This is a genomic window from Pseudomonas sp. PA1(2017) (genome assembly GCF_001945375.1).
In the GTDB taxonomy this organism is placed as follows: Bacteria; Pseudomonadota; Gammaproteobacteria; order Pseudomonadales; family Pseudomonadaceae; genus Aquipseudomonas.
Genome location: NZ_MSXU01000009.1, coordinates 298,473 through 315,889, shown reverse-complemented (window position 1 = coordinate 315,889; position 17,417 = coordinate 298,473). Strand labels below are relative to the sequence as shown.

Genomic DNA, 17,417 nt, shown 5'->3' with positions numbered 1-17,417 from the left:
AACTAACGATAAGAAATCAGTCGTTCGAGACGAAAGATATATAATTCAGCTGAGCTCACAGGCGACCAAGGTCGTTGACCAGAGCCAACAGCATCACCCCGATCACCAGGCTGATACCAATCTGCATCCCCCAACCCTGCACCCGTTCGGACAGTGGGCGGCCTCGCACCCACTCGACCAGGTAATAAAGCAGATGTCCGCCATCCAGAACCGGGATGGGCAGCAAATTGAGAACGCCGAGGCTGATACTCAGGTAGGCGAGGAAATTCAAAAAGTCCCCAAGGCCCGACTCGGCCGAAGCGCCCGCCACTTTAGCAATGGTTATCGGCCCGCTCAAGTTTTTTACCGAGAGCTCACCGAAGAGCATTTTCTTCAATGAATCGAGGGTCAGCAGGCTCATCGTCCAGGTTCGCGCGCCCGCCTCACTGACCGCCTCGAGTGGCCCATAGCTGATTTCGCGAAGCATCTGCGCCGGCCATTGTGCCGGTGCCACGCCGGCGCCGAGGTAACCGGTGGCCGCTTCGCCCTCGCCTTTCGAGGCCAGGGTCACGGGTACATCCAGGCGCTGCCCATCACGCTCCAGGGCGATGCTTACCGACTTGCCCGGCAGCCCGCGCACGCGATCGACCAGATCCTGCCAATCGCTCAGGGATTGCCCGTCCAGCGCCAGCAGGCGATCACCGATTCGCAGGCCGGCGGCCTGGGCCGGCCCTTGCGGGTCGAATTCGGCGAGCACCGGCGCCAGGCTCGGACGCCATGGACGGATGCCCAGCGAGGCGATCGGATCAGGCTCATTGGCGCCGCGCAGCCAGTTGTCCAGTTCGACGCGATGGGCCGTGTCGGCACCACCATCGGGATGTCGCGTAGTGATCAGCAGCTCACCACTTTCACCGAGACGGCGCACCAGTTGCAGGTTGACCGCCGACCAGCCTGTGGTGGCCTTGCCGTTGACCGCAACGATTTCCTCACCCGCCTGCAGGCCGGCAACCTGAGCAAGGCTCCCCGCCTCCACAGCGCCGATGACCGGCCGCACCTGCTGACTGCCGAGCATGGCCACCAGCCAGAAGAACACCAGCGCCAAGGCGAAGTTGGCCGCCGGGCCCGCAGCCACGATGGAGAAGCGCTGCTTGACGGTCTTGCGATTGAACGATTGCTCGACCAACTCCGGCGGCACGTCGCCTTCGCGCTCGTCGAGCATTTTCACGTAACCGCCCAGTGGGATGGCGGCGATCACGAACTCGGTGCCCTGGCGATCATGCCAGCGCACCAGCGGCGTGCCGAAACCCACGGAGAAACGCAGTACCTTGACGCCGCAGCGGCGAGCTACCCAGAAATGGCCGTATTCATGGAAGGTCACCAGCACCCCAAGCGCGATCAGGGTGCCAACGATCATATAGAGTGCGCTCATGCCACTTCTCCGCGATTCAACCACTGCCCGGCCAGCTCCCGCGCACGGCGGTCGGCTTCGAGCACGGTATCGAGGCAATCCACCGCAACGACCGGCTCGGCCTCGAGAACGCCGCCAATGATACGCGCGATATCGGTAAAGCGAATCCGCCGCTCGAGAAATGCCGCTACCGCCACTTCGTTCGCGGCATTGAGCATCGCCGGCGCGCTGCCGCCCGCCTCCGCCGCCTCACGGGCCAGACGCAGGCAGGGAAAGCGAACGTCGTCCGGGGCCTGGAAATCCAGGCGCGCCACGGCGAGCAGATCCAGCGGTGCGACGCCCGAGTCGATACGCTGCGGCCAGGCCAGAGCGTGGGCGATCGGCGTGCGCATATCGGGATTGCCCAACTGGGCGAGCACCGAGCCGTCGACGTAATCGACCAGGGAATGGATGACGCTCTGGGGATGGATCAGCACCTCGACCTGCTCGGGGCGTGCGTCGAATAGCCAGCAGGCTTCGATCAGTTCCAGACCCTTGTTCATCATGCTGGCCGAGTCGACTGAAATCTTGCGACCCATCGACCAGTTAGGGTGGGCACAGGCCTGCTCGGGCGTTACCGCATGCAGCGCCTCGGGTGAGGACTGACGGAACGGCCCGCCGGAAGCGGTGAGCAGGATGCGTCGCACGCCGACCGGCTGCAGACCGCGCGCGTAATCCTGAGGCAGACACTGGAAGATCGCATTGTGCTCGCTGTCGATCGGCAGCAGGACGGCGCCATTCTGGCGCACCGCGCGCATGAACAACGCGCCGGACATCACCAATGCTTCCTTGTTGGCGAGCAGCACCTTCTTGCCAGCTTCGACAGCCGCCAGGGTCGGCTTGAGCCCCGCCGCACCGACGATGGCCGCCATCACGGCGTCCACCTCGGCATGGGCCGCGACCTCGCACAATCCGGCCTCGCCAGACAATACGCGAGTATCCAGCCCAGCCTGCTTCAGGCGCGCTTGCAGATCGGCTGCCGCTACGGCATCGGCGACCACGGCGAAACGCGGACGATGGATGACGCAAAGCGCTTCCAACTCGGCCAGGCGACTGAAGGCGGTCAGGGCAAATGCCTGGTAACGCGACGGATGGCGCGCGATGACGTCGAGGGTGCTCAGGCCGATTGAACCGGTAGCCCCCAAAACGGTGATCTGTTGAACCTGGCTCACAATGCGCCCCAGTCAGCCAGCCACAGCAACATGGCGAATACGGGAACCGCCGCCGTCAGGCTGTCGATGCGGTCGAGCACACCACCATGGCCAGGCAGCAGGTTGCTGCTGTCCTTGATGCCGGACTGGCGCTTGAACATGCTCTCGGTAAGATCACCGACCACCGAGATCAGCACCACCAGCGCAGCGGCCGGCAGCGCGAGAAGAAACTGCGCGAACGACCAATCGCGATAAAAGCCCACCACTACCGTCAGCAGCAAACTCAGCAGCAGGCCACCGACCAGGCCTTCCCAGCTTTTGCCGGGGCTGACCCGCGGTGCCAGCTTGCGCTTGCCGAAACGCTTGCCGGAGAAATAGGCGCCGATGTCCGCCACCCAGACCAGCGCCATCACCGCCAGGATCAGCCAGTTGGCCAGCTGCCACTGCTTGATCACCACCAGTCCTTGCCAGGCCGGCAGCAGAATCAGCAAGCCGATCGCCAAGCGCCCCGGCAGGCCGCCCCAGTAGCGGCTGCTATCCGGGTAATTGAGCACCAGAAAGGTCGCGAAGGCCCACCACAGTACGCCAGCGACCAGCAGCCACGGCGCCAGCGCAGGGGCGCTGTAAAGCAGATAAAGCAGTACCGCCACCAGGGCGGCGTAAGCGACACGCAACGGCTGAGCTTCGAAGCCCGCCAGACGGGCCCATTCCCAGGCACCGAGCACGACCACGACGGCGAGGAACAGCGCGAACGCGCCACCTTCGAGCAGGAAGAACCCTGCCAGGGCGACCGGCAGCAGGATCAGCGCCGTAATGATTCGTTGCTTGAGCATCAGGCGCGGGCCTCGGCTTCGACTTGTTCACTGGTTTTGCCAAAACGTCGCTGACGCTTGGCGAAATCGGCCAGCGCTGCGCGCATGGCGTCGTGCTTGAAGTCCGGCCACAGCAGGTCGGAGAAGTACAGTTCACTGTAGGCCATCTGCCAGAGCAGGAAATTGCTGACCCGATGTTCGCCGCCCGTGCGAATGCACAGATCCGGCAGCGGTAACTCACCAGTAGCCAGGCAGCCCTGGAGCAGGCGCGGGGTGATGTCCTCGGGTTGCAGATGACCGCCCTGCACTTCACGCGCCAGACGCTGCGCGGCCTGGGCGATATCCCACTGACCGCCGTAGTTGGCGGCGATCTGCAGGATGAAGCGTTTTTCGCCGGCCACGCCAGCGGTCGCCGCTTCGGCTTCGCGCATGGCGGCCTGCAGCTCGGGATGGAACCGCGAGCGGTCGCCGATGATGCGCAGGCTGATGCCGTTCTCGTCGAGCTTGCGTGCCTCGCGACGCAAAGCGCTGAGGAACAGCTCCATCAACGCACCGACCTCATCGGCCGGGCGCTGCCAGTTCTCGCTGGAGAAAGCGAACAGGGTCAGCACTTCCACGCCCGAATCGGCGCAGACCTCGATGACCGCTCTTACCGCATCGACGCCCGCCTTGTGCCCGGCCACACCGGGCAGCAGGCGCTTGCGCGCCCAGCGGTTGTTACCATCCATAATGATCGCCACGTGCCGTGGAACGGCCATCACGGCACCGACTTTGGAATTGTCCATGGCGACTTCCTGGCCGTCAGACGGCCATCAGGTCCGCTTCTTTCTGCTTCACGGCGACGTCGATCTCGGCCACGAACTTGTCGGTCAGCTTCTGTACGTCGTCAGCAGCGCGACGCTCTTCGTCTTCGCTGATTTCCTTTTCCTTGACGAGATCCTTGAGCTGGCTCATGGCGTCGCGACGGATGTTGCGCACGGCAACACGGGCGTCTTCGGCGGCATCACGGGCCTGCTTGGTGAAGCCCTTGCGGGTTTCTTCGGTCAGGGCCGGCATGGTGACCAGCAGCAGCTCGCCCAGGTTGGTCGGGTTGAAGCCCAGGCCGGAGCTCTGGATGGCCTTGTCGACCGCGCTCAGCATGCTGCGCTCGAACGCCACGACCTGCAGGGTGCGCGAATCCTTTACGGTTACGCTGGCGACCTGGTTCAGCGGGGTGTCCGCGCCGTAGTAAGGCACCATCACGCCGCCGAGGATGCTGGGGTGAGCCTGACCGGTACGAATGCGGCTGAATGCGTGAGCCAGCGATTCCAGGCTCTTCTGCATGCGAACCTGGGCGTCCTTCTTGATTTCGTTGATCATTCTTTACCTTCCTCGACCAAAGTTCCTTCGGCGCCGCCCACCACGACATTGAGCAGGGCACCCGGCTTGTTCATATTGAAAACACGCAGCGGCATGTTGTGATCACGGCACAGGCAGATGGCCGTCAGGTCCATCACGCCCAGCTTGCGATCCAGCACCTCGTCATAGGTGAGGCGATCGAATTTTTCCGCATGCGGATCCTTGAATGGATCGGCAGTGTACACACCATCCACCTTGGTTGCCTTCAGCACCACATCGGCGTCGATTTCGATACCGCGCAAGCAGGCGGCCGAGTCGGTGGTGAAGAACGGATTACCAGTGCCAGCGGCGAAGATCACCACCTCACCGGTTTTCAGATGGCGCATCGCCTTGCGGCGATCGTAGTGGTCGGTAACGCCGACCATGGAGATGGCCGACATGACCAGCGCGGGAATGTTCGAGCGCTCCAGGGCGTCACGCATGGCCAGGGCGTTCATTACCGTGGCCAGCATGCCCATGTGGTCACCGGTGACCCGATCCATACCGGCGGCGCTCAGCGCTGCACCACGGAACAGGTTGCCACCGCCGATCACCACACCCACCTGCACGCCGATACCGACCAACTGGCCGACTTCCAGCGCCATGCGATCGAGCACCTTGGGATCGATGCCGAAATCTTCCGAGCCCATCAGGGCCTCGCCGCTGAGTTTGAGCAGAATGCGCTTGTAGCGCGGTTGACGACCACTCACCTGCTGAGCCATTACCATTCTCTCCTGCGGCGTAAGAAAAACCTGCGAACCGAGTAGCTCGCATATCGAGCGCTTCGACAGCGCTCACGACCGTGAGTGCCACGGGCACCAACCATCGTTTCGAAAAAAATCCCCTTTGAAAAAGAGGCCGCGCGCGTGAGCGGGCAGCCTCTTCTGGGGCGCTAGCGAGGGTCTGTTGCCATTTCAACGCGAGCCGCGTTGCCGCGATACTGCGTTTCTCGCCGGCTCATTTGGCCAGCCAAACTTCGCGGCTCGTGCCTTGCCTCGCGGCAAAACGGGCGCCGGCGCGGCCGTGCGTGAAACGGCAACAGACCCTAACAGCTATCACTGCTTGCTGGCAGCAACCTGAGCAGCAACTTCGGCAGCGAAGTCGGTCTCGGCCTTCTCGATGCCCTCGCCCACTTCGTAACGAACGAAGGAAACGACTTCGGCACCGGCTTTCTTCACCAGGTCGCCGACCTTGACTTCAGGATCCATGATGAAGGCTTGCTCGACCAGGCTGGCTTCGGCCAGGAACTTGGCGATACGGCCCTTGACCATGTTCTCGACGATGTTTTCCGGCTTGCCGGCGATCTTCTCGGCGTTCAGCTGCAGGAAGATTTCCTTTTCCTTGGCAACCAGTTCCTCGGAAACCTGGTCGGCGGAAACAACGGCCGGATTGGACGCAGCAACGTGCATGGCAACGTGCTTGGCCAGCTCGTCATTGCCGCCCTTCAGGACGACCAGAACGCCGATGCGGTGGCCGTGCAGGTAGGCACCAACGGTGTCACCGGAAACAGCGGTCAGACGACGAATGTTGACGTTCTCGCCGCACTTGGCAACCAGGGCTTCACGAGCGGATTCGCGCGAGGCGATCAGCGGAGCGGCTTCGGTCAGGTTCTTCTCGAAGGCTTCATCCAGGCTTTCCTTGACGAAGGCCTTGAAGTCGTCCTGCAGAGCCAGGAAGTCGGTCTGCGAGTTGACTTCGATGATCAGGCCGCGGTTACCTTCGACGCGAACGGCGATGGAACCTTCAGCAGCGATGTTGCCAGCCTTCTTGGCAGCCTTGATGGCGCCCGAAGCGCGCATGTCATCGATCGCTTTCTCGATATCGCCACCAGCGGCAACCAGGGCCTTCTTGCACTCCATCATGCCTTGGCCGGTACGCTCGCGCAGTTCCTTGACCAGTGCTGCAGTAATCTCTGCCATCTTGAAAATCCTCTTGGTAGGTCTTCAACCATCACCCGCAAGGCGGGCGATCAAATCTTTGAGTGACAAAAAGGGGGCCTAGCCCCCTTTTTGCGCAGCGCATAACACTAGATGCTCTGCGTTACCGCTTAGCCTTCGGCAGCTTCTGCAGCCGGAGCTTCTTCGACGAACTCTTCGGTAGCGCCGCCGGTGTTGCTGCGACCACGGATCACGGCGTCGGCCATGGCACCCATGTACAGCTGGATGGCGCGGATGGCGTCGTCGTTACCCGGGATGATGTAGTCAACGCCTTCCGGGCTGCTGTTGGTATCGACAACGCCGATGACCGGGATGCCCAGTTTGTTGGCTTCGGTGATCGCGATGCGCTCGTGATCGACGTCGATGACGAACAGAGCGTCCGGCAGACCGCCCATGTCCTTGATACCACCCAGACTGCGATCCAGTTTTTCCAGATCACGGGTGCGCATCAGGGCTTCTTTCTTGGTCAGCTTGCTGAAGGTACCGTCCTGGGACTGTACTTCCAGATCGCGCAGACGCTTGATCGAGGCACGGATGGTCTTGTAGTTGGTGAGCATGCCGCCCAACCAGCGGTGATCGACGAACGGCGAGTTGCAACGAGCCGCTTCTTCGCGAACGATCTTGCCAGCGGAACGCTTGGTGCCGACGAACAGGATCTTGTTCTTGCCAGCAGCCAGCTTTTCAACGAACGACAGCGCGTCGTTGAACATCGGCAGGGTCTTTTCGAGGTTGATGATGTGAATCTTGTTGCGCGCGCCGAAAATGTACTTGCCCATTTTCGGGTTCCAGTAACGGGTCTGGTGGCCGAAGTGCACACCGGCCTTCAGCATATCGCGCATATTGACTTGGGACATGATAGTTCCTTGATAAGTCGGGTTAGGCCTCCACGCATCCCAATTTCCAACCCTTGCGGGCACCCAGGAAATCGTGTCGATACGTGTGTGGGGTTAGGCTTTCGGGGTCTACCCCGCAAAGCGGCGCGTTTTATACCATGAAAACCGGATTTGGGCTACATGCACATTCGGTATCGATGATCGGCCCCGCAAGGCGCGGGCGCTTCAAGGTTACCGGCGCAAACTGTTAACATGCTGCCCTTTACAGAGCTACCGAGATCACCATGACCGTCACCCTCAAGACGCCCGACGAAATCGAGAAAATGCGCATCGCCGGTCGCCTGGCCGCCGACGTGCTGGAGATGATCGCCGAGCATGTCAAACCCGGCATCACCACGGACGAACTCAATACCATCTGCCACAATTATATCGTCGACGTGCAGAAGGCCATCCCCGCCCCGCTCAACTACGGCGCGGCACCGGGTCGCCCAGGCTTTCCGAAATCCATCTGCACTTCGCTCAACCACGTGGTGTGCCACGGCATTCCCAACGACAAGCCGCTCAAGGAAGGTGATGTGATGAACATCGACATCACCGTGATCAAGGACGGCTACTACGGTGATACCAGCCGCATGTTCCACGTCGGCAAGGTGCCGGAGTGGGCCGAGCGCCTGTCGCGCGTCACCCAGGAATGCCTCTATAAAGGCATCGAAGCGGTTCGCCCTGGCGCGCGCCTCGGCGACATCGGCGAAGTGATCCAGAAGCACGCCGAGAAGAACGGTTTCTCGGTGGTTCGCGAGTTCTGTGGCCACGGCATCGGTTCTGTGTTCCACGAAGACCCGCAAGTACTGCACTACGGCCGCGCGGGCACCGGCATGGAGCTCAAGGAAGGCATGACCTTCACCATCGAGCCGATGATCAACCAGGGCCGCCCGGAAACCCGTGTACTGGGCGACGGCTGGACCGCGATCACCAAGGATCGCAAGCTGTCCGCCCAATGGGAGCACACCCTGTTGGTCACCGCCGACGGCTACGAGATCTTCACCCTGCGCAGCGACGACACCATCGCCCGCACCTCAGCCTGATACGAGCCCCCACCTATAGATGAAGGAAGGCCGCCGCATGTCGCTGCTAGACGCCGAATTGTTCGATCGCGGCCAGTTCCAGGCGGAACTGGCCCTCAAGTCCAGCCCCATCGGCGCCTTCAAGAAAGCCATCCGTCGCGCCCACGAGGTGCTCGATGCGCGCTTTCGCGACAACCGTGACGTGCGCCGCCTGGTCGAGGATCGCGCGCGCTTCACCGACCAGATCCTGCTCGAAGCCTGGAACCGGTTCACCTGGAGCAGCGAAGCGGAAATCGCCCTGCTGGCGGTGGGCGGCTATGGCCGTGGCGAACTGCACCCCTATTCCGATATCGACTTGCTGATCCTGCTCGGCGGCGACGATCAGGAAACCTTCCGCGAGCCCATCGAAGGCTTTCTCACCCTGCTCTGGGACATCGGCCTGGAGGTCGGCCAGAGCGTGCGTTCGGTGGCCGAGTGCGGCATCGAGGCCCGCGCCGACCTGACCGTCATCACCAACCTGATGGAAAGCCGCACCATCGCCGGGCCCGAACACCTGCGCGAGCGCATGCAGGAAGCGACCTCTACCGCCCACATGTGGCCGAGCAAGGCGTTTTACCTGGCCAAGCGCGAGGAACAGAAGGCCCGCCATGCCAAGTACAACGACACCGAGTACAACCTGGAGCCCAACGTGAAGGGCTCGCCGGGCGGTTTGCGCGATATCCAGACCATCCTGTGGGTGGCGCGGCGGCACTTCGGCACCCTCAACCTGCACGCCATGGTCGGCCAGGGCTTCCTGCTGGAAAGCGAATACGCCCTGCTCGCCTCCTCCCAGGAGTTTCTCTGGAAGGTGCGCTATGCCCTGCACATGCTCGCCGGACGTGCCGAGGACCGGCTGCTGTTCGATCACCAGAGCAAGGTCGCCGAACTGCTGGGCTACAACGAAAGCGACACCAAGCGCACCATCGAGCGCTTCATGCAGAAGTACTACCGCGTGGTGATGGCCATTGCCGAGCTGAGCGACCTGATCAACCAGCACTTCGAGGAAGAAATCCTCCGCGCCGGCGACAGCACGCCGGCCAAGCCCCTGAACAGCCGTTTCCAGGTGCGCGACGGCTACATCGAAGTGACCCACGCCAACGTCTTCAAGCGCACGCCGTTCGCCATCATCGAGATCTTCGTGCTGATGGCCCAGCATCCAGAGCTCAATGGCGTGTGTGCCGATACCATCCGCCTGCTACGCGACCATCGTTACCTGATCGACGACGAGTTCCGCCGCGATATCCGCAACACCAGCCTGTTCATCGAGCTGTTCAAGTGCGAACAGGGCATCCACCGCAACCTGCGGCGCATGAACCGCTACGGCATTCTGGGGCGCTACCTGCCCGAATTCGGCCATATCGTCGGGCAGATGCAGCACGACCTGTTCCACATCTATACGGTCGACGCCCACACCCTCAACCTGATCAAGCACCTGCGCAAGTTCAAGTGGCCGGAGCTGGCGGAGAAGTTTCCGCTGGCCAGCCAGCTCATCGACAAGTTGCCCAAACCCGAGCTGATCTACCTGGCCGGGCTTTATCATGACATCGGCAAGGGCCGCGGCGGTGACCATTCGGAGCTCGGCGCCCTGGACGCCGAAGCCTTTGGCCAGCGCCATCACCTGCCCGCCTGGGACACCGGACTGATCGTCTGGTTGGTGCAGAATCACCTGGCAATGTCGACCACCGCCCAGCGCAAGGACCTGTCCGACCCGCAGGTGATCAACGACTTCGCCGCCTTCGTGGGCGACCAGACGCATCTGGATTACCTCTACGTGCTCACCGTGGCGGACATCAACGCCACCAACCCGACACTGTGGAACTCCTGGCGCGCCAGCCTGATGCGCCAGCTTTACACCGAAACCAAGCGCGCCCTGCGCCGTGGCCTGGAAAACCCGGTGGAACGCGAGGAACAGATCCGCCTGACCCAAAGCGCCGCGCTCGACACCCTGGTCAATGGTGGCACTGACCCGGATGACGTCGAGCAGCTGTGGTCGCAGCTGGGTGATGACTACTTCCTGCGCCACACCGCCAGCGACGTGGCCTGGCACACCGACGCGATCCTCCAGCACCCGGACGATGGCGGGCCACTGGTACTCATCAAGGAAACCACCCAGCGCGAGTTCGAAGGCGGCACGCAGATCTTCATCTACGCACCGGATCAGCACGATTTCTTCGCGGTAACGGTGGCGGCCATGGCGCAGCTGAACCTGAACATCCACGACGCGCGGATTCTCACGTCAACCAGCCAGTTCACCCTCGACACCTACATCGTGCTCGAAGCAGAAGGCGGCTCGATCGGTGACAATCCCAAGCGCATCCAGCAAATCCGCCAGAGCCTGGTCGATACCCTGATGCACCCGGACGAGTATCCGAACATCATCCAGCGCCGTGTCCCGCGCCAGCTCAAGCACTTCGCCTTCGCGCCTCAGGTGACCATTCACAACGATGCCCAGCGGCCGGTCACCGTGGTGGAACTGACCGCGCCGGATCGCCCAGGCCTGCTGGCCAAGATCGGGCGCATCTTCCTGGACTTCGACCTGTCGGTGCAAAACGCCAAGATCGCCACCCTGGGCGAGCGCGTGGAAGACGTGTTCTTCGTCACCGACGCCAACAACCAGCCGCTGTCCGACCCCGAGCTGTGCGCGCGCCTTCAACAGACCATCATCACCAAGCTATCAGCGACCAGCAGCACCAGTCCGTTACAGATCAGCATCTGACGACAGGAGCGGCGCCCGCCGCACACTTCAGTGTGGGAGCGTCGCCCTCGGCGCGAATGGATACCAGGTCATTGAGCAGGAGCAGCGACATGGCCGCCATTCGCCGCGGGGGCGCTGCTCCTACACGAGGGCATTTGCACCGAGCGCGGCGCGAGCCCGGTGGTCACCAGATCAGATCCGGAAGCTGTCCACCAGTTGCTTGAGCCGCCCGACCTGCTGATCCAGCTCGGTACAGGCACTCAGGCTGGCCTGCAGGTTGCGTACTCCATCCTGGTTCAGCGTGTTGATCTCGGTGATGTCCATGTTCAGGCTTTCGATCACCGAGGTCTGCTCTTCGGTGGCGGTGGCCACGGACTGGTTCATGCCATCGATCTCGCCGATTCGACGGGTCACGCCACGCAGGTTCTCACCGGCCTGGCCGCCGATGCGCACGCTGTCGTCGCTGAAGCGGCGGCTCTCGCCCATGGTCGCCACGGCGTCGCGGGCCCCGGCCTGCAACTGCTCGATCATCTGCTGGATTTCCTGTGCCGAGCTTTGCGTACGCTGGGCCAGGTTGCGCACTTCGTCGGCCACCACGGCGAAACCGCGGCCCGCCTCGCCGGCGCGCGCCGCTTCGATGGCCGCGTTGAGCGCCAGCAGGTTGGTCTGCTCGGAAATGCCTTTGATGACATCGAGGATCTGGCCAATGTCGTTGCTCTTCTCGCTCAGCAGTTCGATATGGCTGCCCGATGCCTGGATCTTGTCCGACAGGTCGCCCATCGAACCCAGGGTGCGCTCGACCATGCCCTGACCTTCTTCGGCATCGCGACGCGCCTCGCTGGCCTGCACCGACGCATCGGCGGCGTTGCGGGCGATTTCCTGGGCAGCGGCGCCAAGCTCGTTGATCGCCGCAGCAACGCTGTCGGTGCGCGCGGCCTGCTCGCTGGAGTTGCCCATGGACGCGTTGGATGCCTGCACCACGGTGCTGACCCGGGCATGCACCTCGCGGGTGGCCGACGCTACCTCGCGGATCGACTCGTGGATGCGTTCGACGAAACGGTTGAAGGCCCCGGCCAGTTCGCCGAATTCGTCGCCCGAGTCGATCTTCAAGCGCTGGGTCAGATCGCCCTCGCCCTCGGCGATGCCGCTCATGGCATGGCTCATCACGTGCAGCGGGCGCAGCAGGATGCGGATCAGGGCGCCGAGCAGCAGCAGGATGGCGATCACCCCGATGACCGTGGAGGTCAGCGCCGAGATGCGGAACTCATGCAGCGCCGCGAACGCCTTGCCCTCGTCGACCGACAGGCCGACGTACCAGCGCACGCCTGCCAGGCCCTGCACCGGCAGGAAGGTGACGATGCGCGCACTGCCGTCGGCAGCCGAAACGTCCTGCAGGCCGGGCTCCAGGCGCGGCGCACCGCTCGGGAACAGGTCGGCGAGTTTCTTCAGCACCAGGCTCTTGTCCGGGTGAACGAACACCGTGCCCTTGTCGTCGACGAGGAAGGCATACCCCATGCCGCCCAGGTCGAAGGAGTTGAGGATGTCGTCGATGGTCTGCAGCTTGAGGTCACCGCCGACCACGCCTTGCAGCGTGCCGCCGACGCTGACCGGACGGGTGATGGTGATCAGCAGGCCGTCACGCGGGTCGGCTGCCAGGTAGGGCTCGGTCAGGCCCGGGCCACTGCTGCCCGCGGCACTTTTGTACCAGGGGCGCTGACGCGGATCGTAGCCGGCCGGCAGCTCGCTGGGCGGAAACTGGGTGTAGGTGCCGTCGTTCTGGCCGTAGTAGGCATACAGAAAAGCCGAGGCGACGCTGCGGTGCTGCAGGTTTCTGGCCAGCGGCGCTGGCGAGCTGTCGTCCTGCACCGACTCGGCCAGATTGTCGAGCAACTGCATGCGCCCGGAGAGCCAGTGCTGGATGTTGCCGGTGGAAACCTGGCCAACATCGTTGAGGTAGTTGGCCAGGTTGTCGCGAATCGACGTGCGCTGCAGGTAGTCGTTGTACAGCGCGAAGGATGCGAAGGCCGCAATGACCACCAGGGAAGCAGCCAGCATGATCTTGTGGCTGAATTTGAGGGTGCGCATGAAGGAGCTCTCGCTGAAAGGGATGCCGGGAGGGATTACCCACAGGCTATCGACCCGAAGCGGTGCGTCTTTAGCGTGTCTGATGAAAAATCTGACCACCGCGTCAGCCAAAATAATGGCGACGGGAAAGCGCGCTCTTGAGCGCCGCACGCGCGTTTTCGCTGACCAATTCCGCCCGGATCGATAGCTGCCAATCCATTGCCTGCTACCAGGCGACTCGCCGCGTGTTTACGACTCCATCGGCCGGTAAACGCCTGTCGCACCGATAAGCAATTTTCCTCGGCCGGCCCACGTGCTAGTGTCGACAACTTTGTCGTCGCCTCACAAAGGACCCGTCGGATCATCATGAACCACGCCCTCGCCCAGCTGCAGCCCTACCCCTTCGAGAAACTGCGTGCCCTGCTCGCCGGCGTCGCCCCCGCTGCGGATCGCTCGCCCATCGCCCTGTCGATCGGCGAACCCAAGCACCGTTCGCCTGCTTTCGTCGCCCAGGCCCTGACCGACAACCTCGACCAGATGGCGGTCTACCCGACCACCCTGGGTATTGCGGCATTGCGCGAAGCCATCGCCGCCTGGTGCGAGCGACGCTTCAAGGTACCGGCCGGCTGGCTGGACGCCGCCCGCCACGTGCTGCCGGTCAACGGCACTCGCGAAGCGCTGTTCGCCTTTACCCAGACCGTAGCGCAGCGCGATGTGGACGGCCTGGTGGTCAGCCCCAATCCGTTCTACCAGATCTACGAAGGCGCAGCCCTGCTCGCCGGCACCCAGCCCCATTACCTGCCGTGCCTGCAGGAACATGGCTTCAACCCGGACTTCGATGCCGTGGCGCCCGACGTCTGGCAACGCTGCCAGATTCTCTTCCTATGCTCGCCGGGCAACCCGACTGGCGCCCTGATCCCGCTGGAGACCCTGAAGAAGCTGATCGCCCTGGCCGACCAGTACGACTTCGTGATTGCCGCCGACGAGTGCTACAGCGAGCTGTATTTCGATGAGCAAAATCCACCTGCCGGCCTGCTGACTGCCTGCGCGGAGCTGGGCCGCAGCGATTTCAAACGTTGCGTGGTGTTCCACAGCCTGTCCAAGCGCTCCAACCTGCCGGGCCTGCGCTCGGGGTTCGTGGCCGGTGATGCGGAGATTCTCAAGGCCTTCCTGCTGTACCGCACCTACCATGGCTGCGCCATGCCGGTGCAAACCCAGTTGGCCAGCATCGCAGCCTGGCAGGACGAGGCGCACGTGCGCGCCAACCGCGACCTGTACCGCGAAAAATTCGATGCCGTGCTGGCGATCCTCGAAGGCGTGATGGACGTGCAGCGCCCTGACGGGGGCTTCTACCTGTGGGCCAGGACACCAGGCGATGATGCCGAATTCACCCGCGCGCTGTTCGCCAAGGAACACGTCACCGTTGTGCCGGGCTCGTACCTATCGCGCGACGTGGATGGCTTCAACCCGGGCGCCGGGCGCGTGCGCATGGCGCTGGTCGCACCATTGGCGGAATGCGTGGAAGCGGCGCAGCGCATTCGCCGCTTCATCGAAAACACCTGATGCGTGGGGCGCTGAGGGCAAGCGAAAGCCCTCAGCGCCACGTCGTCAACCTGCCGTACGGGTGACGGTCAGCACCACCGCCGCAATGCGCTCGACCTGCTCGTAGCCGGGCTTGAGCAATTCCTCGCCGAACACGTCCGGATCCACTTCTTCGTAACGCCAGGCCAGCGACGCATCGCCCAGGGTGCGCTCGATATAAGCCAGAAATGGGTCGCCTGCCGCGGTCATCGCCACGCCGGTGTACAGCAACAGGCTGCCACCTGGTGCCAAGCGGCCAATCGATGCTTCGACGATCGCCTTGGAAAGCCCGGCGCCCAATTCACCACCGCCATCGCGATAGGCACGGCTGTCGGCATCGAGCATGTAGGGCGGATTGGCGACGATCAGGTCGAACTGGCCGTCGACGTTTTTCAACAGATCGCTGTATTGCGCCTCGACGTTGTCCACCCCGGCCAGCGCTGTATTGATTCGGGTGAATTCCAGCGCCCGCGGGTTGATGTCCACCGCCAGCACCTCGGCGGCGGGCCTCGCCTGGGCGATGCACAGGGCGCCCGGCCCTGCGCCGCAGCAGATATCCACGGCCCGCGATACGGTCGCAGTCGAGGGCGTGGCGAGAAAGGCGTCGATGGCGCGCACGAAGCGATACGTATCCGGCCCGAAGAACACGGCGTCGGCCTGTACGGTCGGGTAACCCGAATGCACGAACAGATTGTCACCGAGGCTTGACCAACGTACTGCGCTGGACAGCTGATGGCCCTGCGGCTGCAAGACGCCGCCCACGCGCATCAGCTCGAGCAACTCGCCACCCACCACCTGTGCCTCGAACGGCCTGCTCCATCCGAACACACCTGCCAGAGCCTGCGCCTGCCGGTTTTCGGCACGGGCGTTGACCCGCTCGTGGGTCAACGGCGTGCCGGTGGTGAATCGATAGCCCTGTTGCCCGAGGGCCTGACCAAGGCTCAAAAGCGCCTGCTGTTGTGCGGTGTTCTGCTCGCTATGCATCGATGCCCCGGACATGGTTATTGGAGATAAGCGTTGAACAGCCGTGTGGCCAGCAAGCCTGCCGGCGTGAAGTGGCTGGCGGGCGACATCAGCCCGATCAGCTTGCTGGCCTCCTGCTGAGGCGGCAGAGCCCGAAGTGCGGCGTGCAGCGCCTGCGCTTCATCATCCAGGCCCCCGGCCTGCTCGGTGCTGGCCGCTGCCGGGCGGCGACGCGGCCGACCACGACCCCGTGCGGGTGCCCAGCTATCAGCGATCCAGTCGTGCAGCAATTGCTGTTCGTAGCTGCTGAACACCCCGAACATGGCCGCGCGATCGCCCTGCACCAATTGCCAGAAACGACTGTTCTGGGGGTCTTCATCACGGCGAATCCAGCCACGCTTCTGAAGTGCCTCGAGAAAGGCGCGCACCTGGCCGGGCTCGCTGAGCCATTCGTTGACGGTACGCCCCTCGATTCGGCAGTAATCGGAGTGCACCTGGGTAGCCACTTCACGCTTGCGCTCGAGCATGGCGCAGACTTCGTCCTCGAGATCGAAAGCGGCGATCACTGCCGTAGAGCCGATGCCCAGCTCGTTGAGCTGATAGCCGCGGATCACGCGGCGGTAGAAGTCCTCGCGATCGCCGACCAGCGGCAGATTCTCCAGCACGGCGTGCACGGCTTTCTGTGCATGGCCGGTGCTGGCGTTGTCGATGGTCACGTGCAGCTGGAAATAATAGGGGTCGATATCCAGCTCGGTCAGCTCATAGCTGGTGATCAGCAGATGCAGTGGCAACTGCTCGTAGCCCAGGTTGTAGCCGATCACTTCAGGCAGGTAATCATCGGCCAGATGACCGAGCGCCAGTTGCTGGGCACCCTGCAGAAAATGCCCGTCTTCCAGTTCGGCCAACTCGTCGCAACCGTGCTGGGCCAGCAGCTGCTTGTACAGCACAACATGGTTCATGACGGGAACGCCGTCGCCCAGTTCTTCGAGATAAGTGCGTAGCAACGGCCGCAGGCGCTGCTCCTGCCAATGCCGCAACAGCCCGTATAGCCAGGCGCCGTCGACCAGTTTGGTGGGCGCGACATGGCGTAGAAAATACAGGGCATGGGCGCGATTATGAAAATAACGCCGTGGCGCCCCCTGGCGTCGCGCCTGCAGATACTGCCCATAGGCCTCGGTGGTGCGCTGGGCGGCGGTACGCATCCAGTCGAGCAGCGCCTCGGGCTGGGTGGGAACGTCACAAGGCAGCTCCTGGGTCTTGGCCAGCTGGCCATCCAGAAAGCTGCGCGCCTCGCCTAACGCCCCCTCGTCCAGTTCGGGCTGCATCAGTCGCTCGTACAGCACGCGTGCCGGGCCGGCCTGGAGAAAATTGCAGCGCTGGCTTGGCGTGGTGAAAATCGGCATCAAAGTCGTCATGGTCGGGGCCTTGCGTGGGCAGTTCGGAGGCGCCGTGAAACGAAGTGGCGCTCAAACGAT

At 63.1% G+C, this 17,417-nt stretch carries 14 protein-coding genes and 1 pseudogene; 3 read left to right on the top strand and 12 right to left on the bottom strand.

Annotated elements, in window-relative coordinates:
* Window positions 1-55: 55 nt before the first annotated feature.
* From rseP to rpsB, 8 genes are all read right to left on the bottom strand, one after another.
* Window positions 56-1,408, bottom strand: coding sequence for an RIP metalloprotease RseP (gene rseP / locus BVH01_RS08545; RefSeq protein ID WP_075929932.1), 1,353 nt, complete (start codon window positions 1,406-1,408; stop codon window positions 56-58).
* On the bottom strand, window positions 1,405-2,598 hold the full coding sequence (gene ispC / locus BVH01_RS08540) for a 1-deoxy-D-xylulose-5-phosphate reductoisomerase (protein ID WP_075929931.1): 1,194 nt from the start codon (window positions 2,596-2,598) through the stop codon (window positions 1,405-1,407). The genes rseP and ispC overlap by 4 nt, the downstream gene beginning before the upstream one ends.
* Window positions 2,595-3,410, bottom strand: a complete 816-nt coding sequence (locus tag BVH01_RS08535; protein WP_075929930.1) for a phosphatidate cytidylyltransferase — start codon at window positions 3,408-3,410, stop codon at window positions 2,595-2,597. The genes ispC and BVH01_RS08535 overlap by 4 nt, the downstream gene beginning before the upstream one ends.
* Window positions 3,410-4,174, bottom strand: a complete 765-nt coding sequence (uppS, locus tag BVH01_RS08530; protein ID WP_075929929.1) for a polyprenyl diphosphate synthase — start codon at window positions 4,172-4,174, stop codon at window positions 3,410-3,412. The genes BVH01_RS08535 and uppS overlap by 1 nt, the downstream gene beginning before the upstream one ends.
* 16 nt (window positions 4,175-4,190) lie before the next feature.
* A complete protein-coding gene (frr, locus tag BVH01_RS08525; RefSeq protein WP_075929928.1) occupies window positions 4,191-4,748 on the bottom strand; it encodes a ribosome recycling factor in 558 nt (185 codons plus the stop codon).
* Window positions 4,745-5,488, bottom strand: a complete 744-nt coding sequence (gene pyrH / locus BVH01_RS08520) for a UMP kinase (protein ID WP_013792516.1) — start codon at window positions 5,486-5,488, stop codon at window positions 4,745-4,747. The genes frr and pyrH overlap by 4 nt, the downstream gene beginning before the upstream one ends.
* A 333-nt stretch (window positions 5,489-5,821) precedes the next feature.
* Window positions 5,822-6,685: a translation elongation factor Ts gene (gene tsf / locus BVH01_RS08515; protein ID WP_070884114.1), complete on the bottom strand. Its 864-nt coding sequence runs from the start codon at window positions 6,683-6,685 to the stop codon at window positions 5,822-5,824.
* A gap of 128 nt (window positions 6,686-6,813) precedes the next feature.
* On the bottom strand, window positions 6,814-7,557 hold the full coding sequence (gene rpsB / locus BVH01_RS08510; protein WP_075929927.1) for a 30S ribosomal protein S2: 744 nt from the start codon (window positions 7,555-7,557) through the stop codon (window positions 6,814-6,816).
* Between the two features lie 263 nt (window positions 7,558-7,820).
* Here rpsB and map point away from each other — a divergent pair, with 263 nt between their 5' ends.
* The gene (gene map / locus BVH01_RS08505; RefSeq protein ID WP_075929926.1) at window positions 7,821-8,621 is read left to right on the top strand and encodes a type I methionyl aminopeptidase; all 801 of its coding nucleotides are present in this window, start codon (window positions 7,821-7,823) and stop codon (window positions 8,619-8,621) included.
* Between the two features lie 37 nt (window positions 8,622-8,658).
* Entirely contained in the window at window positions 8,659-11,355 is a 2,697-nt protein-coding gene (locus BVH01_RS08500) for a [protein-PII] uridylyltransferase (protein WP_075929925.1), read from the top strand.
* A 171-nt stretch (window positions 11,356-11,526) separates the two neighbouring features.
* Here BVH01_RS08500 and BVH01_RS25170 read toward each other — a convergent pair whose 3' ends face one another.
* Both BVH01_RS25170 and BVH01_RS25165 read right to left on the bottom strand, forming a co-directional pair.
* Window positions 11,527-12,291, bottom strand: coding sequence for a methyl-accepting chemotaxis protein (locus tag BVH01_RS25170; RefSeq protein WP_371915295.1), 765 nt, complete (start codon window positions 12,289-12,291; stop codon window positions 11,527-11,529).
* A gap of 90 nt (window positions 12,292-12,381) precedes the next feature.
* Window positions 12,382-13,389, bottom strand: a pseudogene (locus tag BVH01_RS25165) (cache domain-containing protein); the annotation flags it as partial.
* Between the two features lie 375 nt (window positions 13,390-13,764).
* Here BVH01_RS25165 and dapC point away from each other — a divergent pair.
* Entirely contained in the window at window positions 13,765-14,961 is a 1,197-nt protein-coding gene (gene dapC / locus BVH01_RS08490; RefSeq protein ID WP_075929923.1) for a succinyldiaminopimelate transaminase, read from the top strand.
* Between the two features lie 45 nt (window positions 14,962-15,006).
* Here the strand turns inward: dapC and BVH01_RS08485 are convergent, their stop codons facing one another.
* Together BVH01_RS08485 and BVH01_RS08480 are read right to left on the bottom strand one after the other, a co-directional pair.
* Window positions 15,007-15,963, bottom strand: coding sequence for a class I SAM-dependent methyltransferase (locus tag BVH01_RS08485; protein ID WP_075929922.1), 957 nt, complete (start codon window positions 15,961-15,963; stop codon window positions 15,007-15,009).
* Window positions 15,964-15,980: 17 nt separating this feature from the next.
* Window positions 15,981-17,357 (bottom strand): iron-containing redox enzyme family protein, encoded by a 1,377-nt coding sequence (locus BVH01_RS08480; RefSeq protein ID WP_075929921.1) that lies wholly within the window; start codon window positions 17,355-17,357, stop codon window positions 15,981-15,983.
* Window positions 17,358-17,417 lie beyond the last annotated feature (60 nt).

What these genes read in the sequence shown, in the direction of transcription:
- rseP (WP_075929932.1), bottom strand. Translation starts at nt 1,408, where the DNA reads ATGAGCGCACTCTATATGATCGTTGGCACCCTGATCGCGCTTGGGGTG.
- BVH01_RS08535 (WP_075929930.1), bottom strand. Translation starts at nt 3,410, where the DNA reads ATGCTCAAGCAACGAATCATTACGGCGCTGATCCTGCTGCCGGTCGCC.
- uppS (WP_075929929.1), bottom strand. Translation starts at nt 4,174, where the DNA reads ATGGACAATTCCAAAGTCGGTGCCGTGATGGCCGTTCCACGGCACGTG.
- frr (WP_075929928.1), bottom strand. Translation starts at nt 4,748, where the DNA reads ATGATCAACGAAATCAAGAAGGACGCCCAGGTTCGCATGCAGAAGAGC.
- pyrH (WP_013792516.1), bottom strand. Translation starts at nt 5,488, where the DNA reads ATGGCTCAGCAGGTGAGTGGTCGTCAACCGCGCTACAAGCGCATTCTG.
- tsf (WP_070884114.1), bottom strand. Translation starts at nt 6,685, where the DNA reads ATGGCAGAGATTACTGCAGCACTGGTCAAGGAACTGCGCGAGCGTACC.
- rpsB (WP_075929927.1), bottom strand. Translation starts at nt 7,557, where the DNA reads ATGTCCCAAGTCAATATGCGCGATATGCTGAAGGCCGGTGTGCACTTC.
- map (WP_075929926.1), top strand. Translation starts at nt 7,821, where the DNA reads ATGACCGTCACCCTCAAGACGCCCGACGAAATCGAGAAAATGCGCATC.
- BVH01_RS08500 (WP_075929925.1), top strand. Translation starts at nt 8,659, where the DNA reads ATGTCGCTGCTAGACGCCGAATTGTTCGATCGCGGCCAGTTCCAGGCG.
- BVH01_RS25170 (WP_371915295.1), bottom strand. Translation starts at nt 12,291, where the DNA reads ATGGGCAACTCCAGCGAGCAGGCCGCGCGCACCGACAGCGTTGCTGCG.
- dapC (WP_075929923.1), top strand. Translation starts at nt 13,765, where the DNA reads ATGAACCACGCCCTCGCCCAGCTGCAGCCCTACCCCTTCGAGAAACTG.
- BVH01_RS08485 (WP_075929922.1), bottom strand. Translation starts at nt 15,963, where the DNA reads ATGCATAGCGAGCAGAACACCGCACAACAGCAGGCGCTTTTGAGCCTT.
- BVH01_RS08480 (WP_075929921.1), bottom strand. Translation starts at nt 17,357, where the DNA reads ATGACGACTTTGATGCCGATTTTCACCACGCCAAGCCAGCGCTGCAAT.